Genomic DNA, 25,132 nt, shown 5'->3' on the forward strand with positions numbered 1-25,132 from the left:
AGCGCCTATTCGATCGGGCCGCGAGCCGCCTCGTAGGCCGCGCCGACCCGGTAGAGCCGGTCATCGGCGAGTGCGGGTGCCATGATCTGCAGTCCGACCGGCATCCCGTCGTCGCCGGACAGACCCGATGGCACCGACATCGCGCCGACACCGGCAAGGTTCACCGGCAGGGTGCACAGGTCGAACAGGTACATCGCGAGCGGATCATCGACCTTCTCGCCGAGCGCGAACGCGGTCGTCGGCGTGGTCGGCGACACGAGCACGTCGACCTTCTCGAACGCCGCGGCGAAGTCGCGGGCGATGAGAGTACGCACCTTCTGCGCCTGCCCGTAGTAGGCGTCGTAGTAACCCGACGACAACGCATACGTGCCGATCATGATGCGTCGCTTCACCTCTGGACCGAAGCCGGCGTCTCGCGTCAGCGCCATCACTTCTTCGGCGCTGCGCGTTCCGTCGTCGCCGACCCGCAGGCCGTATCGCATCGCGTCGAAACGAGCGAGGTTCGACGACACCTCCGACGGCAGGATCAGGTAGTAGGCGCCCAATGCATAGGTGAAGTGCGGGCACGACACCTCGACGACCTCCGCACCGCGATCGGTCAGCACCTTCAGCGCCGCGCGGAACGAATCGAGGACGCCGGTCTGATATCCCTCGCCCTGCAACTCGGTGACCACACCGATTCGCACACCCGAGAGATCCTGCTGTGCACCGAATTTCGCGGCCGCGACGACGTCGGGAACAGGTGCGTCGATCGAGGTGGAGTCACGGTGGTCGTGCCCGGCGATCACAGCGTGCAGCAATGCGGTGTCGAGGACGGTGCGGCCGCACGGGCCGCCCTGGTCGAGGGAGGATGCGCAGGCCACCAGGCCATAGCGGGAGACGGTGCCGTAGGTCGGTTTCACCCCGACGGTGGCCGTCACCGCTGCCGGCTGACGGATCGAGCCACCGGTGTCGGTGCCGATGGCCAGCGGCGCCTCATACGACGCGAGCGCCGCTGCGCTGCCGCCGCCGGAGCCACCCGGGATCTTGGTGGTGTCCCATGGGTTCCGGGTCACCTGATAGGCCGAGTTCTCGGTGGAGCTGCCCATCGCGAACTCGTCCATGTTGGTCTTGCCGAGGATCGGCATGCCGGCCGCCCGCAACCGTTCGGTGACCGCCGCGTCATAGGGCGGAACCCAGCCTTCGAGGATCCTCGATCCGCAGGTGGTGGGCGCGTCGACGGTGGTGAAGACGTCCTTGAGAGCGATCGGCACCCCGGCGAGCGGCGACGGCGCCTCGCCGGCCGCGATCGCGTCGTCGGCGGCCTTGGCGGCGACGAGCGCCTCGGCCCCGCTGACGTGCAGGAAGGCGCCGAGCTGATCGTCGACCTCGGCGATGCGATCCAGGTGGGCCTGGGTGACCTCGACCGACGACAACTCGCGGGCGCCGATCTTCTCGGCGAGCTCGGCAGCGGACAGACCGGTGATCTCACCGGCCGCCCGGGTCACGGACCTGTCCTCGGACGTCACTGTTCCTCCCCCAGGATCTGCGGTACGGCGAATCGTTCCTGCTCCACGGCCGGAGCACCCGAGAGCGCTTCCGCATTGGTCAGGCCGGGAACCACCACATCCGGGCGCAGCACATTGGCGAGCTCGGCGGGATGCGCCGTGCCCGGCACGTCATCGGCGGCAACCTCCGACACCTGCGCGACGTGCGCCAGGATCGAGTCGAGTTGCTGCGCGTATTGATCGAGTTCGTCGTCGGTCAGCGCGAGCCGCGACAACCGAGCCAGGTGTGCGACCTCTTCGCGCGAGATCGCCGACTCTGATCCGCTGGACATGCCAGGTCCTTTCTCGCCGTGTCATGCGTGTTCCCCACCAGCCTATGGGAGGGTGTCCCGCCACCGGCCACGCGGTCGTCAGTCCAGCCAGCGTTTCAGCCGCGCGGTCAGCCAGGGCAGGATCAGGTAGACCATCAGCGGGGTGTTGATCACGGTCGCGATCAGCGTCTTGAGCACCACCGGTAGGCCATCGAGATGATTGATCACCAGCAGATTGATCAGCAGCGACATCGGGAAGAATCCGAGCCAGATGGTGATCGCCTGCTTCCACCGCGCCGGCGGCGCGCCCTGCACTCGCACCGCATTCGTCAGGTGCTGTTGCGGCTCGAACCACCCCTCGATCCCGGACAGACGATGCGTGGCGTACTCGACCGCGACCCCCTCGCCGCGCGACAGCCACGCCCGGCGCACCGGAGACGTCACCCAATCGTCCATGCACTGTTCGTCGGCGAATCGATACACCACGTAGTACTCGTCGTCGATCCGTGAGTTCCGCAGCCAGCCGCCGCCGAGAAAGCCCGGAAACGTCCGGGCCAAAGCGATCCCCGCGTCGGTCCAACTGATGAAATCGTGTTCGCGGCCGGGTTCGATACGACGGGCGACCGATGCGGTGACCTGGGTCGAGTCCCCGGGTTCGGCGGGTACGGAGGCGTCGTTGTCGGGCATGGCCCCATGGTGACGTCCCTGCGGCCCACGCGCACGCCCGCGAGTCGGGCGTCACACCAGGGTGTAGAACTCCAAGGCGATGTTGTCCGGGTCCCGGAACGAGACCACGAAACCCATGGTGCCCTGCACGATCTCACCGTGCGGCACCCCGTGTGCGTCGAGGACACCGAGCCACAACTCCAGTTCGGCGCGGTCAGCGAGCGCGAACGAGAGGTGGTCGAGACCGGCCCGCCGTTCGTCGAACTCACCATCCACGGTCGAATCATTGTGGGCGACAAAGCTGATCGGCGCGGTGTCGGGACGTTCGATCCGGGCCTTGTCCTTGCCGTCGACTGTGGCGCGCGCCACCTCGGTGAATCCGAGCACCCGAACGTACCAATCGACGGAGACGTCCAGGTCGGCAACCGACAGGGTGACGTGGTGTAGGCCGTGCAACGGCGGTGTTCCGGTCACCCTGATCACGTTAGTGGTGTGAGTCCCCCGCCACCACGCCCACCCGCGGTGAGCAGGGACATAGTGCGACAGGCACCGTCTCGTCACACGGCGGACACACCTCAGTGCGACAATGAGCCGCGTGTCGTACCTGCTGCGCGTCTACCTCGAGGATCGACCGGGCAGCCTGGGACTGCTCGCCGTCCAGCTCGGCTCGGTCGGAGCCGACATCCTGTCCCTGGAGGTCGTCGAGCGTGGCGAGGGCTACGCCGTCGACGACCTGGTCGTCGACATCGCGCCCGGTTCCCTGCCCGATGGGTTGATCACCGCCGCCGAGAAGCTCAAGGGCGTGCGGGTGGACTCGATCCGTCCGTACGCCGGCGTCCTCGATACGCACAGAGAGCTCGAACTCGTCGACCAGGTGGCCACCTCCGACGACGATCGACTGCAGGTTCTCGTCGACAACACGCCGCGCGTCCTGCGCGTCTCGTGGGCGATGGTCATCACCAGCGCGAGCGGCGGCGTACTGCAGCTCTTCGGCAGCTCCGGCGCCCCGGAGACGCCACTCACCCGAGCGGACTGGCTGCCGATCGAACGTGCGGCGCAACTCGACGCCACCGCCGACTGGGTGCCCGAGCCGTGGCAGGACATGGACACCCGCCTCGCGGCGGCACCGCTCGGCGACAGCCAGAAGGCCATCCTGCTCGGCCGGATCGGCGGTCCGGACTTCCGACCGTCGGAGATCGCCCGGCTCGGCTATCTGGCCGGCATCGTCGGCACGGTGTTGCGCGCGGACAGCTGAGCGCTACCCAGGCTCCGGCGCCTCGCCGGTCTCCAGCAACCGTTTGAAACCGTCTTCGTCGAGGATCGGTACACCCAGTTGCTCGGCCTTGGCCGCCTTGGTGCCGGGAGAATCGCCGACCACGACATAGTCGGTCTTCTTCGACACCGAACCCGACGCCTTTCCGCCGCGTACCAGGATCGCCTCCTTGGCACCGTCGCGCGAGAAGTCCTCCAGCGAGCCCGTCACCACGACCGTCTTGCCCTCCAGGGTCCGCGGCATGGACTCGTCGCGTTCGTCTTCCATGGAAACACCTGCGGCACGCCACTTCTCGATGACGTCGCGATGCCAGTCCACCTCGAACCAGTCGCGGATGGACTGTGCCAGAGTCATTCCCAGGCCCTCGACGTCGGCCAGTTCCTCGACGGTCGCGGCCTCGATCGCAGCGAGCGATCCGAATTCGGTGGCCAGTGCGCGCGCGGCGGTGGGGCCGACATGCCGGATGGACAGGCCGACCAATACACGCCACAGCGGAACCTGCTTGGCGCCGTCGAGGTTCGCCAGCAGGCGCTTCCCGTTGGCGGACAGTGCACCGGACTTGGTGGTGAAGAGATCGGTCTTCGCGAGGTCGTCGGCGGTCAGGGAGAAGAGGTCGCCCTCGTTGCCGATCACGCCCGAGGTGAGCAACGCGGTCGCGGCCTCGTAGCCGAGCGCCTCGATGTCGAACGATCCGCGGCCGGCGATGTGGAACAACCGCTCCCGCAGCTGTGCCGGACAGGATTCGGAGTTGGGACACCGGATGTCGGCGTCGCTCTCCTTCTCGGGGCGCAGAGGCGTCCCACATTCGGGGCAGTGCGTGGGCATCACGAACTCGCGTTCGCTGCCGTCGCGGACGTCGACGACGGGGCCGAGAACCTCGGGGATCACGTCGCCGGCCTTACGGATCGTGACCGTGTCGCCGATCAGGACGCCCTTGCGCCGGACCTCCGATTCGTTGTGCAGGGTGGCGCGGGAGACGGTCGATCCCGCCACCAGCACCGGTTCCATGAACGCGAAGGGGGTGACCCGACCCGTCCGGCCGACACCGACCTTGATGTCGAGGAGCTTGGTGGTGGCCTCCTCCGGCGGGTACTTGTAGGCGATCGCCCAGCGCGGCGCACGTGAGGTGGACCCGAGACGCCGCTGGAAGGTGACGTCGTCGACCTTGACGACGATCCCGTCGATCTCGTGTTCCACGTCGTGACGGTGCTCACCCCAATAGGCGATCTTGTCCAGGATCTGGCCGATGCCGTCGACCTTGGTGGTGTGATCGGACACCGGCAGCCCCCAGGCACCGAGCGCGAGGTAGGCGTCGTGCAGGGACTGTGGCCGCCAGCCCTCGGTGTGACCGATCCCGTGACAGATCATCCGCAGCTTGCGGCGGGCGGTCACCTGCGGGTTCTTCTGGCGCAGCGAGCCGGCGGCGGAGTTACGGGGATTGGCGAACGGGGCCTTGCCGTCGGCGACCAGCGACGCGTTGAGCACCTCGAAGTCCTCCCCGCGGAAGAAGACCTCGCCCCGGACCTCCAACACGTGTGGAATCGGGAAGTCGTCGGAGACACTCAGCCGCTGCGGGATGTCGTCGATGGTGCGGGCGTTGAGGGTCACGTCCTCACCGGTGCGACCGTCGCCGCGGGTGACGGCCCGCGTGAACCTGCCGTCGGTGTAGACCAGCGAGAGTGCGACGCCGTCGATCTTGAGTTCACAGAGGAAATCGACGCCCGCGCCGGTCTCCGCCTCGACGCGATCCACCCAGGTCCGCATCTCGTCGGAGTCGAAGACGTTGTCGAGCGACATCATCCGCTCGAGGTGATCGACGGGTGTGAACGCCGTCGAGAATCCACCGCCGACGAGTTTCGTCGGCGAATCGGGCGTGGCGAGCTCCGGATGGTCGTCCTCGAGTTCCTGCAATGTGCGCAGGAGCCGATCGAATTCGCCGTCGGTGATGATCGGCGCATCCTTGACGTAGTAGCGGAACTGGTGATCGCGGATCTCGTCCGCCAGCGCGGTCCACTTCTCTCGCAGGTCGCTGCTCACGTCCGTCGTGCCGCCTTCTTCTGCCACGTCAAAAGCCTATCTGTCACGTCAAAGAGACTATCCGGGCCCGCTGACAGGATCGGCCCGTCGTCCTAGTCTGAAACGCATGCCACACCCGATCATGTTCGACGACGACGATCCGTTCCTGATCCGCGTACGCGAACTGGCACTGGCATTTCCCGATGCGACCGAGGCGGTGTCGCACGGACGACCGACGTTCCGGTGCGGGAAGCTGTTCGGCAACTATGGCGGCAGCGTCAAAGGCGGCGCGCGCCACGATCAGTCACTGCTGTTCATCCCCGACCCGGCCGAGCGTGAGGCGCTGCTGGCAGACGACCGCTTCTACTTTCCCGCGTACGTGGGTGCGTACGGCTGGTTGGGGATCAAGCTCGACGCCGACACCGACTGGACCGAGGTGGGCGAACTGCTCGACGCCAGTTATCGCCAGATCGCACCCAAGAGCTCGATCGCGAAACTGGATTCGGCCCCGGGCTGATCGACCGTCGCGGGTTCTGTCGGCGCGATCCCGGGTTCTCTCGGCGGGATCCCGGGTTCTGTCGGCGCGATTGGGGGTTCTGTCGACGTGATTCCGGGTTCTGTCGACGTGATTCCGGGTTCTGTCGGCACGATTGGGGGTTCTGTCGGCGCGATCCCGGGTTCTGTCGGCGAGGTTGCGGGTTGCCTGCGATCTCAGATGGCGGCCGGGTCGGTGGCCAGCAGTTCACCGGCCTCTGCGCAGATGCCCAGCGCGGTGGTGGCCCACTCGGGTGTCGCACCCGCGAGCCCACACGTGGGACTGACGACGACGTTCTCCGACAGCACTTTTCGCTCGAGACCGATCCGATCGACGAGGCCGGCGAGGCGCTCGGCGACCGTCTCCGCACGTAGTCGTCCATCGCCACCGACGCTGGGCACGATCCCGGCGACGAGGATGTCGCCCCGGTCGATCAGCGCCCCGATTCCGTCGAGGTCGGACGCCGTCGGGTTGGTCACGTCCAAGGACCAGGCGACCGCGCGCAGACGTTCGATGAGGTCCCAGCGCGGCGCGGCACAGTTGTGCACGATCGCCGGCCGACCGACGTGGTCGATCATCTCGGTGAGCGACTCGACGACGTCGGCGACCGGGACCGCGGGGATGGTGTCGAAACGGGTGAGCGGCGTCACCGTGCCGTCGAGGACCTGCCCGATCAAGGGTTCGTCGTACTGGACCACGATCTCGGCACCCAGGCGCCGCGTGACATCGCCGACCAGTTCACGCACGCCTTCGGCCGTCGAGTCGACCACATCCCGCCAGGCGCCACGATCACGCAGGACCTTGTGACCCGCGGGAAGTTCCACCGAAGCCGACAGGGTGAACGGACCGCACACCTGGACCTTGAACCGCCGCCCGGTCCCGATGAACCCTGCGGTGTCCCAGATCTCTTCGACGGCGTCGAGGTCGGCCTGGAGATGATCTCGGGCGCGTCGTGAGACCGCCGAACCACGCGCTGCCAGCCGATAGCCCCAGGTACCGGCATCCATGGGCAGGTCGACGAGAACCGCCGCCATCCGGCCGACCATATCGGCTCCGAGGCCGCGGGCGGGAAGTTCGGCGAGGTGGGCGAAGTCGAGTTGCCCGTTGATCACCGCGGCGGCCTCACGGGCATCCGTGCCGGGCATCGATCCGATACCGGTGCCGGTACCGCCGGTGAATGCCTTGTCCGTCGAGTTCACCGGTCGACGCCGGCCGCGACCCGACTCGACCGCGCACCGGTGGCGGGATCGGAGGAGGTCGCCAGGATCCGCCCCGACCCGAGGACCAGGTCACCACGCTCCGGATCGGGCAGGTACAGCACCGCGGCCTGGCCTCTGGCCACCCCGGTGAGCGGTTCCGCGAGCGCGAGATCGATCATCGGCTGTCCGTCGCGCACCACCGGTGTGGCCCGAACCGGCGCCAGACCTCCGTGCGCCCGCACCTGGACCATCGCGTCGACGGGCCCATCGGGTGTCTCGCCCGAGGTCCACACCGCGCGGTGCGCGGTGATCGACCAGACATCCAGGTGGGACGCGGAACCGACTGTGACGGTTCCTGATTCGGGGTCGATCTCGGTGACGTAGCGCGGCTGACCATCGGCGGCGGGCGCCTCGATGCCCAATCCCTTGCGCTGACCGATGGTGAATCCGTGGACGCCGTCGTGCTCGGCCAGGCGGTCACCGGTGTCGGCGTCGACGACCGCGCCGGGCCGGATGCCGATACGCGCGCCGAGAAAGGCGCGGGTGTCGCCGGTGGGGATGAAGCAGATGTCATGTGAGTCGGGCTTCTCGGCCACGGCCAGCCCGCGTCGTGCCGCCTCCGCACGGATCTCGCTCTTCGGGGTGTCGCCGATCGGGAACATCGCCCGGTCGAGCTGCTCGGCGGTCAGAACCGCCAACACGTACGACTGGTCCTTGTCCTCGTCGACCGCGCGACGCAGCTGCCCGTCGGCCAGCTGCGCATAGTGGCCCGTCGCGAGGGCGTCGAAACCCAGCGCCACCGCCTTCTGTGCGAGCGCGGCGAACTTGATCTTCTCATTGCACGTCAGACACGGGTTCGGGGTCTGGCCCGCGGCGTAGGCGTCGACGAACTCGTCGATGACGTCGTCCTTGAAGCGATCGGCGAAATCCCAGATGTAGAACGGGATACCGAGAACATCGGCCACCCGGCGGGCATCGGAGGCATCCTCCCGGGAGCAACATCCCCGCGATCCGGTCCTCAGCGCGCCGGGAGCGGTCGACAGTGCCAGGTGGACCCCGACGACCTCGTGGCCCGCGTCGACCGCGCGGGCCGCGGCGACCGAGGAGTCCACACCTCCGCTCATGGCTGCGAGTACCCGCATCAGCGTCCCTTCCCGATCGGCGATGACACGAGGCCTGCGGCACGGGCCCGATCGACGACCTGGCCGATCACCTCCGCCACAGCCTCGACGTCGGCCGCTGTCGTCGTCGGCGCCAACGAGAACCGCAGCGATCCGCGCGCGGTGGGGACGTCGAGTCCCATCGCCAGCAGCACATGGCTCGCCTGGGCGACGCCGGCCGTGCAGGCGGACCCGGTCGAGCACTCGACGCCGTTGGCGTCGAGCAACATCAGCAGCGAGTCGCCTTCGCAGCCGTCGAAGGACACATGGACGTTGCCGGGGAGTCGGCGATCATCACGCGGACCGTTGGCGACGGTCCCCGGCAGGTCGAGCAGGGTCTCGAACAGCCGGTCACGCAGCACGGTGACCGCTCGCGTGTTCTCGGACATGCGATCGACCGCCACCCGCAGCGCCGTGGCCATCCCGACCGCGCCGGCGACATCCTGTGTGCCGGAACGCACATCGCGCTCATGGCCGCCTCCGTGCAGGAGCGGCACGCACTCGACGTCGCGCCGTAGCAGCAGCGCCCCGACGCCCTGCGGTCCGCCGAACTTGTGGGCGGCCAGACTGAGCGCGGACAGACCGCTGGCGCCGAAATCGACCGGGATGTGACCCACCGCCTGGATGGCGTCGGAATGCACCGGCACACCGAACTCGGCCCCCAACGCGGCGATTTCCGCGACCGGCTCGATGGTCCCGACCTCGTTGTTGGCCCACATCACGGAGATGACCGCGGTCTGTTCCGCGTGCGACTCGAGCTCGGCTCGCAGCCACGCCGGTGAGACGAACCCTTCTTCATCGACCGGGGCGATCACCAGTTCCGCATCGGCCACGTCGGCCAGCCACATCGCCGGGTCCAGGATGGCGTGGTGCTCGACGGCGGACACGATCAGGCGCCGACGTTCCGGCTGCTGACGTCGGCGCGCCCAGTAGATCCCCTTGAGCGCGAGGTTGTCGGCCTCGGTGCCTCCGCCGGTGAAGATGACCTCGGACGGGCGCGCACCCACCGAGGCCGCCACCGATTCGCGGGCCTCCTCCAGCCGACGACGGGCCCAGCGTCCGGAACCGTGCAGCGACGAGGCGTTCCCCGGCTGTGCGAACACAGCAGTCATCGCCTCGACGGCTTCGGGCATCATGACCGTCGAAGCGGCATGGTCGAGGTACACGGGGGCTCGGGAGGGCGTGGACATGTCTTTGCAAGGATAAACGCGTCGGCACTGCGGACCAATTCCCGTCGGTCGGGAATGGTGACCTGCATCCCATGCGAACTCTCAGCTGTCGAACACCAGGACCGGCTTGATCGTGGTCCCCGCGAGGGACTCGGCGGCCGCGCGTTCGATCTCGGCGAACGGATAGACCTCGATCATGTCGTCGAGCGGCAACTCGCCCGCGAGGTAGAGCCCGGCGAGTTCGGCGATGACCTCGGCCGGGATGACATCACCCTCGATCACGCCGCGGATCGAGAGTCCCTTGTAGAGCACCGTCATCACGTCGAACTCGAGCCGCCGACCGATCCCGACGAGCGCGATGTCACCGCGCGGCTCGGCGGCATCGACGGCCGCCGCGAAGACGTCCTGGCGTGCCGTCGTGTCGATACCGTGGTCGGTGCCGCGTCCGTGCGCGTCGCGGACCGCGGCCGCCGGGTCGTCGACCGTGACCGGATCGACGGTTGCGATCGCTCCGAACTTCTCGGCGAGGGCCCGTCGGCTCGCGATCGGATCGACGGCCACCACGTCGGCACCCGCGCGCACGGCGGCGATGACCGCGGACAGCCCCACGCTCCCGGCGCCGAAGACCGTGACGGCCGATCCACGTCTCGGACGAACGACCTTGGTGACCGTGCCGTAGCCGGTCTGCACCCCGCAGCCCAGCGGCGCCGCGACGGTGGGCGGTAGTTCGGCCGGGATCGCGATCGCATTGTCCTCGTGCGCGATCGCGTACGACGCGAAACTGGATTGGCCGAAGAATCCGCCGAAGACCTGCCGGCCGTCCCGGGTGATGGTCGGTGTCCCGTCGGCCCGGCCTGCCGTGTTGAGACCGGAGGTGCAGTACGCGGGATGCCCGTCGCCGCACTGCCGGCAGGCGCCACAGCTGCGGAAGGTCAGACACACCGTCTGCCCCTGCCGCAGGCGTGTCACGCCCGGACCGACCGCCTCGATGACACCCGCACCCTCATGCCCGAACACCTGCGGCAGACGCCGCGGTGACCAGGTCGCCTTCATCCCGAGATCGGTGTGACAGATCCCCACCGCACGCATGCGGACCAGAACCTCGCCGTCGCGCGGCCGGTCGATCTCGGCCGGCACGACCTCGAAGGGACCGCCCCGCTCGGTGACGACGGCGGCGTCGATACGCACCCGCCTCAGACCCGCTCGAGATAGAAGTAGAAATGGCGGCCGTCGACGACCCCACCCTTGCCGTTCATGATGCCCATGACCGTGGAGTCGTCGACCCGCTTGAAGTGATCGATCACCGCCTGCCCGTCGTAGACCATGGAGGCGGTCACCTCGCCCCGGAACTCGATGGCCCACAGGCTGGCCTCACCCTTGCCGAGCTTCGTGTTCGAGTACAAGGTGCCGTCGGCGTCACGACACATGAGCGGCTGCACATCGTTACGCGAGGTGAAGGTCTTGCCGTACCAGCCTGCCTTGTCCAGGCTCCCGTTGATCGGATGTCCGGTGGTGAACTCACCACCCTTCCACGCGCCGAACATCTCTTCTGGCCGCATGGTCGGCAGCGCCGCCCAGACGGCGTCCAGTTCGGCATCATCGACGAGGCCCGTGGCGGCCGTCATCTCGATGAATCGCGCCTGTGCCTCGGTACGGGACAGTGACGGTGCGGACGTCATGAATCGAGCTCCTCTGTGTCGGATCGGCATGCCGGCCGCAGGACCGGCGCTCGATACAACATATATGAGATATGTCCGGGCGGCTCCCTCTGAGGTGGGCGACGTCGGCGCCTGCGCCCAGGACCATCTCCTCGCAGCGGATCGCCAGTGCTCGCCGGTCGGCATCGGGGAGTTGGGCCTCGTAAACCGTGGCGTGCAGTGTCAGGCCGCGCCCGGAGATGACCCGGCGCAACGTGTCGATCGGCGAGTCGTCGCCGATGAGACTGGCTGCGGCCGTGGCCGATCCGTCGACTGCAGTGAACCCGAGACGAACCGGGATGATCGGTACGCCGGCATCGATCGCGGCCTGGAAGAAGGCCGGCCGGAACCGTCCGGCCTCGCGACCGCACCACGTGGTGCCCTCGGGGAAGACCGCGACCGTGTTGTCGCGGTGCAGCTGTTCGACCGCGGCTTCGACGGTGGACGGTAGACGCCGCAGTGCCGACCGGTCGATGGTGATCACGCCGAGCCTGCGCGCCAGGCCGGCGACCAGCGGCATCGCGGCCACATCGGATTTCGCCACGAAGTGCGCCGGGCTGATCGCGGCGAGCGCGAAGATGTCGAGGAACGATGTGTGGTTGGCCACCATCAGTCCACGCGTCTTGCCGACGAACGGCCGACGATCGTCGAGGTGGATGGTGACCCCGATCGCCCACAAAAGGCTGCGGGCGGCCCGTGCCAGGTAGCGCCTCCGGACCAGGCGTGGCGCCAGCGCGACGACGGGTCCCGTCAGCGCCAGGATCGCCGCGGTCAGCGCCAGGCTGACGATCCGGAGCGCGACCAGGACCGTACCGGCAGCGGCCACCGGATCGAATTGTCGACACCGGGTGCCGCACACGCTCGACGGGTACCACGAGTGCCGAACCGGCCCCACCTCGATCTGCGGCACGGGATCCGGTGGCGGCATGAGCGCATCCGAGGCCAAGAGGGGCGCGATGGTCGTCATGCCCTGATGACAACCGGGCCATACGACGCGACCGTCACGCCGACATGTCGTGTCGGTACTGCTGCGGTGAACTCACGGAACCGGGCCACTCGACCAGCAGGACGCCCGGACGCGGTGCCACGGGCGGAGCGTCGGGCCCGTGTCACGCGAATGGCCCCCTTGACCGTGCCGCGAGGCACGGCCAGGGGGCCACCGAGAATCGTCAGCGCTAGATGCGCTGGGCGATCACTTGCGCTTCTTGACCTCTTCGGTCAACTGCGGGGCGACGTTGAACAGGTCGCCGACGATGCCGAAGTCCGCGATCTCGAAGATCGGGGCCTCTTCGTCCTTGTTGACCGCGACGATGGTCTTCGAGGTCTGCATACCGGCACGGTGCTGGATCGCGCCCGAGATGCCGAGTGCCACGTACAGCTGCGGCGACACGGTCTTGCCGGTCTGACCGACCTGGAACTGACCCGGGTAGTAGCCGGAGTCGACCGCGGCACGCGAGGCACCGACAGCCGCGCCGAGCGAGTCGGCGAGTTCCTCGACCACCGAGAACTTGTCGGCACTGCCCACACCGCGACCACCGGAGACCACGATCGAGGCCTCGGTGAGTTCCGGACGATCGCCGCCGACATTCGGCTCGACCTTGGTGATCTTCACGACGCCCTCTTCCTGCGCCGGGACCTCCACGTCGACGCGCTCGCCGGCACCGGCCTGCGGAGCCGCCTCGACGCCACCCGGGCGCACCGAGAACACCGGGACGTCGCCCTTGGCCTGGGCATCGACGGTGAAGGCACCACCGAAGATGGAGTGGATGCCCACGCCACCCTCTTTGACGTCGACGACGTCGGCGAGCACACCCGAACCGAGGCGCACGGCCAACCGGCCGGCGATCTCCTTGCCGTCGGCGGTCGCCGCGACGACGATGCCGGCGGGCGATGCCTGCTCGGCGACCGACGACAACACGTCGACCTGCGGGGTGATCAGGTAGGACGCCGCATCGTCGGATTCGGCGACGTAGATCTTCTCGGCGCCGGCCTCCTTGAGACCGTCGATGATGCCGTCCGCCGAGCCGGGCGCGCCCACGACGACCGCGGACGGGCTGCCGAGCGAACGGGCAGCGGTGATCAGCTCGCTGGTGACCTTCTTCAGGGCGCCTTCGGCGTCCTGCTCCACGAGCACAAGTACTTCAGCCATGTTTCTTCTATCTCCTGAATGTCTCTTCTTCGCCAGTGATGTCTGTGCCCGTACGGACTAGATGATCTTCTGCGACACCAGGTACTCGGCGACCTTGGTGCCACCGTCGCCTTCGTCGGCAACGCGCTCGCCCGCGGTCTTCGGCGGCTTCGGAGCCGAGGCGGTCACCTGGCTGCCCGCATTCTCCAGGCCCACATCGCCGGCCTCGACGTCGATCTCGGCCAGGGTGAGAACCTGAACTTCCTTCTTCTTGGCGGCCATGATGCCCTTGAAGGACGGGAACCGCGGCTCGTTGATCTTCTCGTTGACACTCACGATCGCCGGCAGCTGCGCCTCGATGTGGAAGATGCCGTCGTCGGTCTCACGCTCGCCCTTGAGGGTCTCGCCCTCCAGCGTCAGCTTGCGCAGATGCGTGAGGTGCGGCAGCTCCAGGTATTCGGCGATCATCGCGGGGATCGCACCGACGCGGCCATCGGTGGCCTCGTTGCCGGCGATGACGAGTTCGACACCTTCGACAGTGCCGAGCGCGCGGGCGAGGACGTAGGCCGTCTGCACCGCGTCCGAGCCGTGCATCTGGTCGTCCTTGATGTGGATGGCCTTGTCGGCCCCCATCGACAGCGCCTTGCGGATGGCCTCGGTGGCCCGCTCGGGACCGGCGGTCATCACGGTGACCTCACCACCGTCGGCCTCTTTGATCTTCAGGGCCTCCTCGACCGCGCGCTCGTTGATCTCGTCGAGAACGGCGTCAGCGGCTTCGCGGTCCAGGGTGTAATCGCCCTCGGTCAGCTTGCGCTCGGACCACGTATCGGGAACCTGCTTGATCAGAACGACAATGTTTGTCATGGGTCTACGTCGACCTCCTGCTCGGTTTCTCCCATCTTACTGCCGAGTAAGTTGGGTTCGGTCTCTCCTACTTTAGCGTTAGCTCGGTCGGCGCAAAACATCGACTACCTCACACAACACGCCTGCGCCGATCACCGGGGACCACCGCCGCGACGTGTGAGGGCCGGAAAGGGCCGGACCCCCAGGCACTAGTGTCGTGGGGATGAGCGAGTCATTCGAGACCCTCGCGCTGACCGGCGAGCGAACCGTCCCCGGGATTCCCGAGGAAAACTACTGGTTCCGGCGGCACGAGATCGCCTACACGCACATCCTCGACCGGTGTGGTGGCCTCGACGTCCTCGAGGCCGGCTCCGGCGAGGGGTACGGTGCGGCGATGCTGGCATCGGTCGCACGCTCGGTGACCTGCGTCGACTACGACGAGCTCGCTGTCGAGCATACGCGCAGGCGCTATCCCGGGCTGATCGTCCACCGCGGCAATCTCGTCGACCTCCCACTCGACGACGAATGCGTCGACGTGGTCGTCAACTTCCAGGTCATCGAGCACCTGTGGGATCAGTCCGCGTTCATCGCCGAATGCCTCCGGGTCCTGCGGCCCGGTGGGGTGCTGTTCATCTCGACACCGAACCGCATCACGTTCTCACCGGGCCGCGACACCCCGCTCAATCCGTTCCACACCCGCGAACTCAACGCCGCCGAACTCACCGAACTCGTGGTCGACGGCGGGTTCGCCCTGTCGGCGATGCTCGGGGTTCACCACGGCGAGAGGCTGCAGACACTGGACCGCAAGTGGGGTGGATCGCTGATCGACGCCCAGATCGAGCGCGCCCTCGCCGGCGAGCCGTGGCCCGACGAGCTCGCCGCCGACGTCGCGGCGATCGTCACCGACGACTTCGTGATCCGTGACACCGCGGTGTCGGGCGACGTGGACGCCAGTCTGGACCTCCTCGCCGTCGCGGTCCGGCGTTCGTGACGTCGGCATCGACCTCTTCCCGCTCTGCGAGGGACGTGGCGTCGGCGGGGTCTCGCGACCGTCGATCTCGCAGCGAGGCAGAGCGCGTCCCGGGCCAGTTCACCCTCGTCCTGCATTCCCATCTCCCCTGGCTTGCCAACCACGGACGATGGCCGGTCGGCGAGGAGTGGCTCTATCAATCGTGGGCCGGCTCCTACCTGCCGGTGTTCGCGATGCTGCGTCGGCTGGCGGCCGAGGGCGCGCGCGATCAACTCTCGCTGGGCATCACACCGGTGCTCGCCGCCCAGCTCGACGACCCGCACTGCGCCGCCTCCATGCACGAGTGGTTGGCCGACTGGCAGCTACGCGCGCTCGAGGCCGCGACCGCGCCGGAGGCGTCGCGTCGCGAACTCGGCGCACGCGAGTACCGGTCGGCCGCCGCGGCGATGACAGATTTCGAGGCGAACTGGCGCCACGGTGGCTCCGACCAGGTCCGGACGCTGTCGACGTCCGGCGTCGTGGAGGTTCTGGGGGGTCCCTTGGCTCATCCGTTCGCGCCACTCCTCGATCCCCGCTTACGGCAGTTCTCGCTCCGGGAGGGATTGGCCGATGCCCGCGCCCGATGGTCCTTCGACCCCACCGGCATCTGGGCGCCGGAGTGTGCGTTCGACCCCGGGATGGAGATCGAGTATGCGGCAGCGGGTGTCGGACATTTCATGGTCGACGGACCGACGTTCAAGGGTGACACCGCGCTCGGCCGTCCCGTCGGCGGGACGGACGTGGTCGCCTTCGCCCGGGACCTGACGATCAGCTATCGGGTGTGGTCGCCGAAATCGGGGTATCCCGGCCATGGCTCCTATCGGGACTTCCACACCTACGACCATGCGAGCGGATTGAAACCTGCCCGGGTGACCGGTCGCGGCGTCGCCTCGGCGAACAAGAAGCCCTACGACCCGGCCCGGGCGGACCGGGTCATCGACCGACACGTCGACGACTTCGTGGATCAGGTCCGCAGACGCCTCATCGACGAATCCGAACGTCAGGGTCGACCCGCTCTCGTGGTCGCGGCCTTCGACACCGAGTTGTTCGGTCACTGGTGGCACGAGGGGCCGGTCTGGCTCGAACGGGTACTGCGCCGGCTCCCCGAGGCCGGCGTACGCGTCGGCACGCTCGCCTCGGCGCGCCGCGACGGATTCGTCGGCGCGCCGGTCGACCTACCCGCGTCGTCATGGGGGTCGGGCAAGGACTGGCGGGTCTGGAACGGACCGCAGGTCAGCCATCTCGTCCGACTCAACGCCGAGGTCACCGAAACCGCCCTCGATGCCGTCGACAAGCTCATCGAGCCGACCGGCGGCCACGGATCATCCGGGTTCGGCAGTGGACGGAGTCGCGTCGCCGACCAGATCGTGCGTGAAACCCTGCTGACCGTGGCCTCCGACTGGCCGTTCATGGTCTCCAAGGACACCGCCGCCGACTACGCTGTCGATCGGGCGCACAAACACGCGCACGCGACCCGGGAGATCTGCGACGCAGCGTTGCGTGGCCGTACGCAGCGGGCCGAGGCGCTCGCACAGAACTGGTCGCGGGCCGACAATCTGTTCGCCGGTCTCGACGCCCGGCGACTGCACTTGCCCGCCGCGCCGGGCAAGCGGGGACATCGAGCGTGATGGGGGATGGCTGATGAGGGTGTTGATCGTCTCGTGGGAGTATCCGCCGGTCGTGGTGGGGGGACTCGGTCGGCATGTGCACCACCTCGCCACCGAACTCGCCGCGCAGGGCCACGAGATCGTCGTCCTCACCCGCCGCCCGACCGGCACGGACGCCATCAGCCATCCGACCACCGACACCCTGGTCGACGGTGTGCGGATCATCGCCGCCGCGGAGGACCCTCCCGAGTTCGACTTCGGCCGCGACATGATGGCGTGGACGCTCGCCATGGGTCATTCGCTGATCCGCGCGGGTTTGAAGGCCTTTGCCTCAGAGCGTGATTCGCCGGGGTTGTGCGCGTGGGAACCCGACGTGGTGCACGCGCACGACTGGCTCGTCGCACACGCTGCGATCGGCCTCGCCGAGTTCTTCGACGTCCCGTTGGTGTCCACCGTCCATGCCACCGAGGCCGGCCGGCACAGCGGCTGGGTCAGCGGCCCCACCAACCGACAGGTGCACTCGGTCGAGTGGTGGATGTGCCGCGAATCCGATTCGCTGATCACGTGCTCGACGTCGATGCGCGACGAGGTCACCCGACTGTTCGGACCCGAGATCCCCGACGTGTCGGTGATCCACAACGGCATCGACATCCGGTCCTGGCCGTTCGCGCCGCGGCCCACTCCTTCGGGTCCCGCGGAGCTGTTGTTCGCCGGCCGCCTCGAATACGAGAAGGGCGTCCAGGATCTCCTCGCCGCGCTCCCCCGGATCCGCCGAACCCACCCGGGCACGACGCTGACCATCGCTGGCACCGGAACCCAGCAGGGTTGGCTGATCGACGAGGCGCGCCGACATCGCGTGACCCGATCGGTCCGATTCCTGGGAGCAGTCGACCACGAGGGTCTGATCGGGCTGATGCACCGCTGCGCGGCCATCGTGCTCCCGAGCCGGTACGAGCCGTTCGGCATCGTGGCCCTGGAAGCCGCCGCCACCGGGGTGCCGCTGGTGGTGTCAACCGCGGGCGGTCTGGGTGAGGCGGTGGATGATCCGACCACCGGCCTCACCTTCGAACCGGGCGACGTGGCCGGGATCGCGGCCTCGGTGCGGGCGAGTCTCGGTGACCCGTCGGCGGCGGCCGCCCGAGCACTACGTGCGCGTGATCGGCTCACCGCGGAATTCTCGTGGGCCGAGGTCGCCGAACGTACCGCCGGGGTCTACAACGCCGCGAAACGCCGGGTCCGCCACCCCGTCGGCCGCCCGCACATCCCGGAACGTCCACTGCCGGAACGTGATCCGGGCAAGCCCGAGTAGCGCGGCCCTTCGTGACGCATCCTCGCAAGCTCGGAGGCTCCTCAGGGAGCGGGGTGATAGCGCCGGCGATCGGACGTCACCACCCGATCCCTGAGGAGGCCCGGAGCGCCAGCGGAGGGCCGTCACCACCCGATCCCTGAGGAGGCCCGGAGCGCCAGCGGAGGGCCGTCACGAAGGGCGGCCCCACGGACCGAGTGGCAACGCTCGAATCAGGACTTGCGCGCCGCGGCAGCCGCTTTCTTGCGCTCGATGTCGGCGAGGGCCCGTTCGAGTTCGGCACGCTCCTCGGCGGTGCTCGCCCAGTCGTCCTTGCGGTTCTTGACGACTCGTGCGGGTGCGCCGACCGCGATCGAGAAATCCGGGACCACACCCTTGACCACGGCGTGCGAACCGAGGACGCAGCCCTGGCCGACGATGGTGTTCCGCAGGACCGAGACCTTCGCCGCGACCCAGGTGTCGGGCCCGATACGCACCGGCCCCTTGACGATGCCCTGATCCTTGATCGGAAGGGTGATGTCGTCCATCTTGTGGTCGAAGTCGCAGATGTAACACCAGTCGGCGATCAGCGTCGAACCACCGATCTCGATGTCGAGGTAGGAGTTGACGACGTTGTTGCAGCCGAAGACCGTCTTGTCACCGATCTTCAGGCTCCCCTCGTGGCACCTGATCGAGTTGCCGTCGCCGATGTGTACCCACCGCCCGATCTCCATGCGTGCCATCTGCGGCGTCGCATGGATCTCGACATTGCGGCCGAGGAAGACCATCCCCCGCAGGACCACATGGGGGTTGGCGAGACGGAATCGGGCCAATCGGTAGTAGCGCACCAGGTACCACGGCGTGTACGCGCGGTTGCGCACCACCCACCGCAACGAATCACGGGTCAGGAAACGCGCCTGAGCAGGATCGCGACGACGACCCGCCCGCCATCGCGACCGGTACGAGGCATTCCACATCGTGGTCATGACGACAAACCCTAATCGACCGGAATTCCGGGCACGATAGGCTCTGAACCCGGCACGTCGTCCGACGGGGCAGATCGCGACCAGAACAGGAGCTGAATTGGCTGCAACAGCCCGCAGACGTGAGGTTGCACGACGTCTGCCGACGACGCTGGCCGCCATCCTGGTGACCGTCGTGGCCGTCCTGGCCTCGGCATGTTCCGACGGACACATCGACATCCACTCGGTCGCGAGCCCCGGATGGTCGAGTTACGGCGGCAACGCCGCCAATTCGAACTTCGCCTATCCCGCTGTGCCGGACGACCTGGAACTGAGCTGGACGCGTCCGACCGGCGGGCAGGTGACCGCGCCGCTGACCATCTCCAACCAGTCCAACGTGGGTGTGACGTCGAGCGCCGCGAGCGGGTGCAACTGGATGGTTCTCGATCCCCGGGACGGTCGCAAGAACTTCTGCAAGCGGATGCGCACCGGCATCGCGGTCAACGCGTCCCTGGTCGATCAGTTCGACCAGCCCTATGTCGGTGAGGAGTCGATGTTCCTCGCCTGGAATGCCGGCGGTGCGATCCGGTGGCGGATGCCCGTTCTGGGCGTGCCGCTGTCGGCCAAGTTCGCTGCGCCAGGCGAGGTGCTGGTCGCCACGACCCAGGGTCAACTGCTGCTGATCAACACACAGAACAGCGAGTTCACCGCCCCCGAGGTGCGACTGCGCGCCGACGCCGATCCCGACGATCCGACCTTCGGCTTCGGCGACTGTGTGACCAACGGACCCCGCTGTGCGATCCCCGCGCCGGCAGCCGTCGACCCCGATCACGAACGGTTCTTCCTGAACTTCTGGCCGCAGGGCGCGATCGCCTCACAGATCCGCGGCATGAGCTTCGCCGAGCAGAACGGCGCGCGCACCATGCGGGAGATCTGGCACGCCGACGTCCCCGGCGGCGTCATCGGACCACCCACACTCTCCGCCGACGGAGACACCGTCTACGCGTTCTCCCGGCTCGGGCAGATCGTCGCCCTGGATGCGGCGACCGGCAAGACCCGCTGGACCTATGCCAACGGCGGCTACGGATTTGCGACGATGAGCGTGTCACCGGATGGCCTGATCATCCCGACGGGCGTTCTCGGCGCTCCCCTTACGCTGCTTCGCGATGCGGGCGACCACGCCGAACAGGTCTGGCAGCGCAAGGATCTCGCGGTGGTGAGCCTGTCCACCCTGACCGATCAGGGCACCGCCTGGACCGTCGTGCGGGACAAAGGGAAGGACTCGCTCTCGCTGACCGAGGTGTCCACCGACGACGGAACGACCAAACGCTCGCTGCCCCTTCCTGAATCGGTCGGGTTCGCAACCGGGGTGTCCGTGTCACCGCGCGGCCAGATCGCCACCGCGACCAACATCGGCAAGGTCTATTTCTTCGACAGCAAGGCCGACGTCGACAGCAGGTGACCGGACGGGCGGGCCGTCACAGGGAGCGGTGCGCCGCGTCCGGATTGAGGAAGAACAGGCCGGCGATCAAGCCGTCGGCGTCGTAGGCCACCCGCACCGTCATCGCCCCCGCCTCCTGCTCGACCGGCACATCCACCACGGTGTGCAGTCCGTGCAACCGGACGAAGGGGACACCGGTCGACTCGACCTCACCCCCGATGGCGATCATAGACGCCCAGGCGTCGGCCAGCCCCGATTCGTCGAGCGCATCGGACATCGTCGGGTTGAATCTCGATGCGACGATTGCCCATTGCGCCGTGCGCAGGCGATCGATCAGATCGGCGGCCATCACGTCCGCCTGGGCTATCGGCGCTCTGTTCATCGGTTCTCCCGTTCGCGGATCGATCGGCTTGCCGAACCTCTGGAAGGCGGCCTGACGGGTGACCCCCACGACGTCACCGATCTCCTGCCAGGTGCAGCCGGCGTCCCGTGCCTGCCGGGCGGTCGCGCTCAGCAGATCCTCGGCGCGGCGACACAGCTGCAGCGCGTCATACACCTGCGCCAGAGCGTCTTGCCGGGTCCGGACCTCGCCGCCCGTGGAGATACTCCGCGCGTACTGTTCGACCTCTCCGGCGAGGTTCACGACATCACTCACGTGTAAACGTTACGTTTACATGTGCGGATCTGTCAAGGTTCGGTTTACAGTCCGCCGCCCGAGCCGGCGAACGTCTTGCGATACGACGACGGCGACATGCCGAGCCCGCGGCGCAGGTGATGCCGGAGGTTGTCGGCCGACCCGAGGCCGGACAGCGCCGCCACCGTGTCCACCGAGATGTCACCGGCCTCCAGAAGCTCACGGGCACGGTCGATTCGACGATCACGCACCCATGTCCCCGGGGAGAGCCCGGTCTCCGCCCGGAAGCGCCGACTGAAGGTCCGGGGGCTCATCCGTGCCCGCGCTGCCAGTTGCGCGACGGTGAGCGGCTCGGCCAGATTCTGCAGGGCCCAGTCCCGCGTCGTCGCGGTGCTGTTGTCCCCGACCTCGGCCACCGGTCGCTCGATGAACTGCGCCTGGCCTCCCTCCCGCCACGGCGGAACGACACAGTGCCGCGCCACCCGGTTGGCGACCGAAGCGCCGTGATCTCGCCGGATGATGTGCAGGCACAAGTCGATCCCCGCGGCGAGCCCCGCCGAGCTCAACACCGCACCGTCGTCGGTGAACAGCACCCGCTCGTTGAGGTCGACCCGCGGGAAGAGTCGGCGGAAGTCGTCGGCGTAGCGCCAGTGGGTCGTCGCCCGGCGGCCGTCGAACACACCGGCGGCGGCGAGTACGAAGGCGCCCGTGCAGATCGAGACCAGTCGGGCGTCGGGTCGCACCGTCGCCAGGGCGGCCGCCAGGTCGTCGGGCAGCACTCCGTGGGTGCGCACGGGCTCCACACGTGTACCGGGCACGACGACGGTGTCGGCGGTGGACAGGACTTCCGGGCCTGCAGCGGCCACGAGTTGGTAGTCCGTCGTCGAATCCGTCGGGCCGGAGGCCAGACTGCACGTGATCACCTCATAGAGGGGCTCCCCGCCGTCGTCGACCGCCTGCCCGAACAGCAACGACGGGATGGTCGCGTCGAACCCCACGATCGGGGGCAGCAGCAGGACCGCCACGCGATGTCGTCTTTTGGCACGATCTTCATGCATATTGTCGATCATGCCACTGGTCCGGCCGCGTGACGAGACCCATGCTGGTCTGTATGTCGAGTCGCCTCTTGTCGCGCAGAGATCTGCCCTGGGCCTGGTTGGTTGCCGCCGCGAGCTTCATCGCCATCATCGGCGCGGCCGGATTCCGTGCCGTGCCCAGCGTGATGATGGACCCGTTGCACATGGAGTTCGGCTGGTCGCACGCGACGATCGGGGCGGCGATGTCGATCAACATGGTCCTGTTCGGCGTCACCGCACCGTTCGCGGCGGCGCTGATGGACCGCTTCGGCATCCGCCCGGTGCTCACCGGCGCCTTGTTGCTGATCGCCGCCGGCACCGGCCTGGGTGTCTTCATGAACGCGAGTTGGCAACTGTTGCTGCTGTGGGGTGTGCTCGTCGGCCTCGGCACGGGTTCCATCTCCATGGGGTTCGTGGCCACCGTGTCGACACGCTGGTTCGTCGCACGGCGCGGGCTGGTCACCGGAATGCTGACCGCCGCCAGCGCCACCGGACAGCTGATCTTCCTGCCCGTGGTCGCGCACGTCACCGACCGCTACGGATGGCGGTGGGCCTCGATCCTCGTCACGGTGGCTGCGCTGGCGGTGATCCCGTTGGTGCTGCTGCTGATTCGCGACCACCCGCGAGACGTCGGCACCACCGCCTATGGCGCCGAACCCGGCCACGTCGAGGAGCAGGTGCCGAACGGGTCCTTCGGTGCCGCCGCCCAAGGACTGGTCCGCGGCGCCCGCGTCCCGGCATTCTGGTTGCTCGCCGGCAGTTTCGCGATCTGCGGGATGACCACGAACGGGTTGATCGGCACGCATTTCATCCCGGCCGCGCACGATCACGGCATGCCGACCACGATGGCCGCATCGCTGCTCGCGACGATCGGGATCTTCGACGTCGCGGGAACGATCTTCTCCGGATGGCTCACCGATCGTGTCGACGCGCGGATCCTGCTCGTCGTCTACTACCTCGGACGCGGGGCATCACTCGTCCTGCTCCCGCTACTGCTGTCCGCGCACGCCGAACCGAGCACCTGGGTCTTCATCATCTTCTACGGGCTCGACTGGGTCGCGACCGTGCCGCCGACCATCGCGATCTGTCGTGAGTACTTCGGCGCGTCCACTCCGGTGGTCTTCGGCTGGGTCTTCGCATCCCATCAACTCGGAGCGGCGGTCGCGGCCTTCGGCGCAGGCTACATCCGGGATGCCCAGGGCAGTTACGACAACGCTTTCCACATCGCCGCCGGGTTGTGCGTGCTGGCGGCGCTGATGTGCTGGCTCATCCCGAAACGGTCCTCCGAAACCGACGAGAACCACACACCCTCCGCCGTCGAGAGCCAACCCAGCATGGCACGTGACTGATCCACCCGGCCGCGGAGGGCAAAGATCAGTCGCGGGAAACTCTCCCGGCGGACATCACGCTCGCGGCATCCGCACCCCGGGCTCACAGATGTAGGCGACACCCTTGCGACCGACCCGGGTGAGGATCAGCGCCAGCGACCGGGAGCCCTTCTGTTTCAGCCGTTTCCGGAGCCGATCAGGGTCCACGTCGAGACCGCGCACCAGAATCTCGAGGGTGCCGCAATCCAAGACGGCCAGTCGCTTGCGCAATTCCTTGTCGGCGACACCCGACGCCTCGATGAGCCGAAACCCTCGCTCGCCGTTGGGGACCGCGTTGCCGGTGAGATAGGCGATCTGCGGGTCCAGCTGCCAGAGTCCGTGCCGTCGAGCGTAGTTGCGCACCAGGCCGGCCCGGACGATCGCCCCGTCGGGGTCGACGATCCACTCTCCCGCCTCAGCGACCGGCACGTCGTCGGACTCGCCGTCGGTGATCTCGTCGACATGCACCGAGCCGTCCGATGCCGAACGGAGCACGGTGGCGCGACGCGCAGCCTCCGAGTCGCGTTCGGTCCACAGGCACGCTTCGCGGACCGAACCGTCCAGTGAGGTGATCTGCACCTGCCCGGCGAAACCAAATCGATCACGGAGCATTCGATAGTCAAGCCCCGGAGCGCATTTCACACCGAGTGGCCGGCCGGCGTAGGTGGTCAGCACGTCCAGCAGCGGCGGCGTGAGCTGGTCGAGCCGGAACACCCGGCCCGATCCCGAACGGCGGGCGGGATCGGCGAGGATCACATCGGCCGTCGACGTGGGAGTCAGCGCGTCGGCCCGCAACAGGGTCGTCTTCCGGTCGACCAGATCGGCGTTGTGCCGCGCCATCGACAGCCGGACCGCGTCGATGTCGCTGCCGATCACTCCCGCGAGATCGTCGCGCGCGGCGAGTTCCATCAGCTCCGCGCCGATCGAGCAGGTGATGTCGTGCACCACGGCACCCGGGTGACGGGTCGCGATCTCGGCGGCACGGTGGGCCGCCACGGGCGTCGCCGTGGACTGCTGCTGCGCCTCATCGGTGAACAGCATCGCCCCGGCCACCCGCAACCTGCCGCGCGCGCGGCGACGGCAGAGGGTGGTCTCGATCAGCGCCGGCCCGTGCGGCCCGTAACGGCCACGCAGTTCACCGAGATCGGAGATCATCGACGACGCCGAAAGGTCCAGCGCCGCCGTGTTCTCGAGGGCCGTGAGGCCGTGCCCGGACCGTAGAAACGCGACGTCGTCGGTCGTGAACGTGTACGCCATGAGTCAGTCG

General features: G+C 67.9%; 24 protein-coding genes. 7 read left to right on the forward strand and 17 right to left on the reverse strand.

The window, feature by feature from the left end; translation table 11 throughout:
• Positions 1-5 precede the first annotated feature (5 nt).
• From gatA to ACVT6V_RS22685, 4 genes are all read right to left on the reverse strand, one after another.
• Positions 6-1,487, reverse strand: coding sequence for an Asp-tRNA(Asn)/Glu-tRNA(Gln) amidotransferase subunit GatA (gene gatA / locus ACVT6V_RS22670; protein ID WP_489896346.1), 1,482 nt, complete (start codon positions 1,485-1,487; stop codon positions 6-8).
• Positions 1,488-1,504: 17 nt separating this feature from the next.
• Entirely contained in the window at positions 1,505-1,819 is a 315-nt protein-coding gene (gene gatC / locus ACVT6V_RS22675; RefSeq protein ID WP_489896347.1) for an Asp-tRNA(Asn)/Glu-tRNA(Gln) amidotransferase subunit GatC, read from the reverse strand.
• Positions 1,820-1,897: 78 nt separating this feature from the next.
• Positions 1,898-2,485, reverse strand: coding sequence for an antibiotic biosynthesis monooxygenase (locus ACVT6V_RS22680; RefSeq protein ID WP_489896348.1), 588 nt, complete (start codon positions 2,483-2,485; stop codon positions 1,898-1,900).
• A 51-nt stretch (positions 2,486-2,536) separates the two neighbouring features.
• Positions 2,537-2,938, reverse strand: coding sequence for a VOC family protein (locus ACVT6V_RS22685; protein ID WP_489896349.1), 402 nt, complete (start codon positions 2,936-2,938; stop codon positions 2,537-2,539).
• 112 nt (positions 2,939-3,050) lie between these two features.
• On the opposite strand from ACVT6V_RS22685, the gene ACVT6V_RS22690 reads away from it, so the two are divergent.
• Entirely contained in the window at positions 3,051-3,719 is a 669-nt protein-coding gene (locus ACVT6V_RS22690) for an ACT domain-containing protein (protein ID WP_489896350.1), read from the forward strand.
• 3 nt (positions 3,720-3,722) lie between these two features.
• Here ACVT6V_RS22690 and ligA read toward each other — a convergent pair whose 3' ends face one another.
• Complete coding sequence (ligA, locus tag ACVT6V_RS22695) at positions 3,723-5,801, reverse strand: NAD-dependent DNA ligase LigA (protein ID WP_489896351.1); 2,079 nt, start codon at positions 5,799-5,801, stop codon at positions 3,723-3,725.
• Positions 5,802-5,880: 79 nt separating this feature from the next.
• Here ligA and ACVT6V_RS22700 point away from each other — a divergent pair, with 79 nt between their 5' ends.
• Positions 5,881-6,270 (forward strand): MmcQ/YjbR family DNA-binding protein, encoded by a 390-nt coding sequence (locus ACVT6V_RS22700; RefSeq protein WP_489896352.1) that lies wholly within the window; start codon positions 5,881-5,883, stop codon positions 6,268-6,270.
• Positions 6,271-6,464: 194 nt separating this feature from the next.
• Here ACVT6V_RS22700 and ACVT6V_RS22705 read toward each other — a convergent pair whose 3' ends face one another.
• The 8 genes from ACVT6V_RS22705 to ACVT6V_RS22740 form a co-directional block, all read right to left on the reverse strand.
• A complete protein-coding gene (locus ACVT6V_RS22705; RefSeq protein ID WP_489896353.1) occupies positions 6,465-7,487 on the reverse strand; it encodes a uroporphyrinogen decarboxylase/cobalamine-independent methonine synthase family protein in 1,023 nt (340 codons plus the stop codon).
• Positions 7,484-8,629 carry a tRNA 2-thiouridine(34) synthase MnmA gene (gene mnmA, locus ACVT6V_RS22710; RefSeq protein WP_489896354.1) on the reverse strand — a complete coding sequence of 382 codons (1,146 nt, stop codon included), beginning with the start codon at positions 8,627-8,629 and terminating at the stop codon, positions 7,484-7,486. The genes ACVT6V_RS22705 and mnmA overlap by 4 nt, the downstream gene beginning before the upstream one ends.
• On the reverse strand, positions 8,629-9,837 hold the full coding sequence (locus tag ACVT6V_RS22715) for a cysteine desulfurase family protein (protein WP_489896355.1): 1,209 nt from the start codon (positions 9,835-9,837) through the stop codon (positions 8,629-8,631). The genes mnmA and ACVT6V_RS22715 overlap by 1 nt, the downstream gene beginning before the upstream one ends.
• An 81-nt stretch (positions 9,838-9,918) precedes the next feature.
• Complete coding sequence (locus ACVT6V_RS22720) at positions 9,919-11,004, reverse strand: NAD(P)-dependent alcohol dehydrogenase (protein WP_489896356.1); 1,086 nt, start codon at positions 11,002-11,004, stop codon at positions 9,919-9,921.
• Positions 11,005-11,009: 5 nt separating this feature from the next.
• Entirely contained in the window at positions 11,010-11,495 is a 486-nt protein-coding gene (locus ACVT6V_RS22725; RefSeq protein WP_489896357.1) for a DUF4334 domain-containing protein, read from the reverse strand.
• On the reverse strand, positions 11,413-12,480 hold the full coding sequence (locus tag ACVT6V_RS22730) for a lysophospholipid acyltransferase family protein (protein WP_489896358.1): 1,068 nt from the start codon (positions 12,478-12,480) through the stop codon (positions 11,413-11,415). Before ACVT6V_RS22730 ends, ACVT6V_RS22725 begins: the two co-directional genes overlap by 83 nt.
• A 225-nt stretch (positions 12,481-12,705) precedes the next feature.
• Positions 12,706-13,662, reverse strand: a complete 957-nt coding sequence (locus ACVT6V_RS22735; RefSeq protein WP_489896359.1) for an electron transfer flavoprotein subunit alpha/FixB family protein — start codon at positions 13,660-13,662, stop codon at positions 12,706-12,708.
• Positions 13,663-13,719: 57 nt separating this feature from the next.
• Positions 13,720-14,505 carry an electron transfer flavoprotein subunit beta/FixA family protein gene (locus ACVT6V_RS22740; protein WP_489896360.1) on the reverse strand — a complete coding sequence of 262 codons (786 nt, stop codon included), beginning with the start codon at positions 14,503-14,505 and terminating at the stop codon, positions 13,720-13,722.
• 202 nt (positions 14,506-14,707) lie between these two features.
• On the opposite strand from ACVT6V_RS22740, the gene ACVT6V_RS22745 reads away from it, so the two are divergent.
• From ACVT6V_RS22745 to ACVT6V_RS22755, 3 genes are read left to right on the forward strand one after another with little or no spacing between them, the layout of a single operon-like run.
• Positions 14,708-15,475, forward strand: coding sequence for a class I SAM-dependent methyltransferase (locus ACVT6V_RS22745; RefSeq protein WP_489896361.1), 768 nt, complete (start codon positions 14,708-14,710; stop codon positions 15,473-15,475).
• A gap of 35 nt (positions 15,476-15,510) precedes the next feature.
• Complete coding sequence (locus tag ACVT6V_RS22750; RefSeq protein ID WP_489896362.1) at positions 15,511-17,121, forward strand: 1,4-alpha-glucan branching protein domain-containing protein; 1,611 nt, start codon at positions 15,511-15,513, stop codon at positions 17,119-17,121.
• Positions 17,122-17,134: 13 nt separating this feature from the next.
• On the forward strand, positions 17,135-18,409 hold the full coding sequence (locus ACVT6V_RS22755) for a glycosyltransferase family 4 protein (protein WP_489896363.1): 1,275 nt from the start codon (positions 17,135-17,137) through the stop codon (positions 18,407-18,409).
• A 209-nt stretch (positions 18,410-18,618) separates the two neighbouring features.
• Here ACVT6V_RS22755 and ACVT6V_RS22760 read toward each other — a convergent pair whose 3' ends face one another.
• Complete coding sequence (locus ACVT6V_RS22760) at positions 18,619-19,371, reverse strand: acyltransferase (protein WP_489896364.1); 753 nt, start codon at positions 19,369-19,371, stop codon at positions 18,619-18,621.
• 97 nt (positions 19,372-19,468) lie between these two features.
• On the opposite strand from ACVT6V_RS22760, the gene ACVT6V_RS22765 reads away from it, so the two are divergent.
• The gene (locus ACVT6V_RS22765; RefSeq protein ID WP_489896365.1) at positions 19,469-20,809 is read left to right on the forward strand and encodes an outer membrane protein assembly factor BamB family protein; all 1,341 of its coding nucleotides are present in this window, start codon (positions 19,469-19,471) and stop codon (positions 20,807-20,809) included.
• Between the two features lie 16 nt (positions 20,810-20,825).
• On the opposite strand, the gene ACVT6V_RS22770 is transcribed toward ACVT6V_RS22765, so the two are convergent.
• Together ACVT6V_RS22770 and ACVT6V_RS22775 are read right to left on the reverse strand one after the other, a co-directional pair.
• Complete coding sequence (locus ACVT6V_RS22770) at positions 20,826-21,443, reverse strand: DUF3887 domain-containing protein (protein ID WP_489896366.1); 618 nt, start codon at positions 21,441-21,443, stop codon at positions 20,826-20,828.
• A 44-nt stretch (positions 21,444-21,487) separates the two neighbouring features.
• Positions 21,488-22,480, reverse strand: a complete 993-nt coding sequence (locus tag ACVT6V_RS22775) for a GlxA family transcriptional regulator (protein WP_489896367.1) — start codon at positions 22,478-22,480, stop codon at positions 21,488-21,490.
• Between the two features lie 53 nt (positions 22,481-22,533).
• On the opposite strand from ACVT6V_RS22775, the gene ACVT6V_RS22780 reads away from it, so the two are divergent.
• The gene (locus ACVT6V_RS22780; RefSeq protein WP_489896368.1) at positions 22,534-23,847 is read left to right on the forward strand and encodes an MFS transporter; all 1,314 of its coding nucleotides are present in this window, start codon (positions 22,534-22,536) and stop codon (positions 23,845-23,847) included.
• Positions 23,848-23,901: 54 nt separating this feature from the next.
• On the opposite strand, the gene ACVT6V_RS22785 is transcribed toward ACVT6V_RS22780, so the two are convergent.
• Positions 23,902-25,122 carry a THUMP-like domain-containing protein gene (locus ACVT6V_RS22785; RefSeq protein WP_489896369.1) on the reverse strand — a complete coding sequence of 407 codons (1,221 nt, stop codon included), beginning with the start codon at positions 25,120-25,122 and terminating at the stop codon, positions 23,902-23,904.
• Positions 25,123-25,132: the final 10 nt, after the last annotated feature.

Source organism: Gordonia sp. LMA167 (assembly GCF_058130025.1).

Coding starts and splice junctions, on each gene's coding strand:
- ACVT6V_RS22725 (WP_489896357.1), bottom strand. CDS start 11,495: ATGACGTCCGCACCGTCACTGTCCCGTACCGAGGCACAGGCGCGATTC.
- ACVT6V_RS22745 (WP_489896361.1), top strand. CDS start 14,708: ATGAGCGAGTCATTCGAGACCCTCGCGCTGACCGGCGAGCGAACCGTC.
- ACVT6V_RS22700 (WP_489896352.1), top strand. CDS start 5,881: ATGCCACACCCGATCATGTTCGACGACGACGATCCGTTCCTGATCCGC.
- gatC (WP_489896347.1), bottom strand. CDS start 1,819: ATGTCCAGCGGATCAGAGTCGGCGATCTCGCGCGAAGAGGTCGCACAC.
- ACVT6V_RS22735 (WP_489896359.1), bottom strand. CDS start 13,662: ATGGCTGAAGTACTTGTGCTCGTGGAGCAGGACGCCGAAGGCGCCCTG.
- ACVT6V_RS22690 (WP_489896350.1), top strand. CDS start 3,051: ATGAGCCGCGTGTCGTACCTGCTGCGCGTCTACCTCGAGGATCGACCG.
- ACVT6V_RS22730 (WP_489896358.1), bottom strand. CDS start 12,480: ATGACGACCATCGCGCCCCTCTTGGCCTCGGATGCGCTCATGCCGCCA.
- mnmA (WP_489896354.1), bottom strand. CDS start 8,629: ATGCGGGTACTCGCAGCCATGAGCGGAGGTGTGGACTCCTCGGTCGCC.
- ACVT6V_RS22760 (WP_489896364.1), bottom strand. CDS start 19,371: ATGACCACGATGTGGAATGCCTCGTACCGGTCGCGATGGCGGGCGGGT.
- ACVT6V_RS22775 (WP_489896367.1), bottom strand. CDS start 22,480: ATGCATGAAGATCGTGCCAAAAGACGACATCGCGTGGCGGTCCTGCTG.
- ACVT6V_RS22755 (WP_489896363.1), top strand. CDS start 17,135: ATGAGGGTGTTGATCGTCTCGTGGGAGTATCCGCCGGTCGTGGTGGGG.
- ACVT6V_RS22715 (WP_489896355.1), bottom strand. CDS start 9,837: ATGTCCACGCCCTCCCGAGCCCCCGTGTACCTCGACCATGCCGCTTCG.
- ACVT6V_RS22785 (WP_489896369.1), bottom strand. CDS start 25,122: ATGGCGTACACGTTCACGACCGACGACGTCGCGTTTCTACGGTCCGGG.
- ACVT6V_RS22680 (WP_489896348.1), bottom strand. CDS start 2,485: ATGCCCGACAACGACGCCTCCGTACCCGCCGAACCCGGGGACTCGACC.
- ACVT6V_RS22740 (WP_489896360.1), bottom strand. CDS start 14,505: ATGACAAACATTGTCGTTCTGATCAAGCAGGTTCCCGATACGTGGTCC.
- ACVT6V_RS22780 (WP_489896368.1), top strand. CDS start 22,534: ATGTCGAGTCGCCTCTTGTCGCGCAGAGATCTGCCCTGGGCCTGGTTG.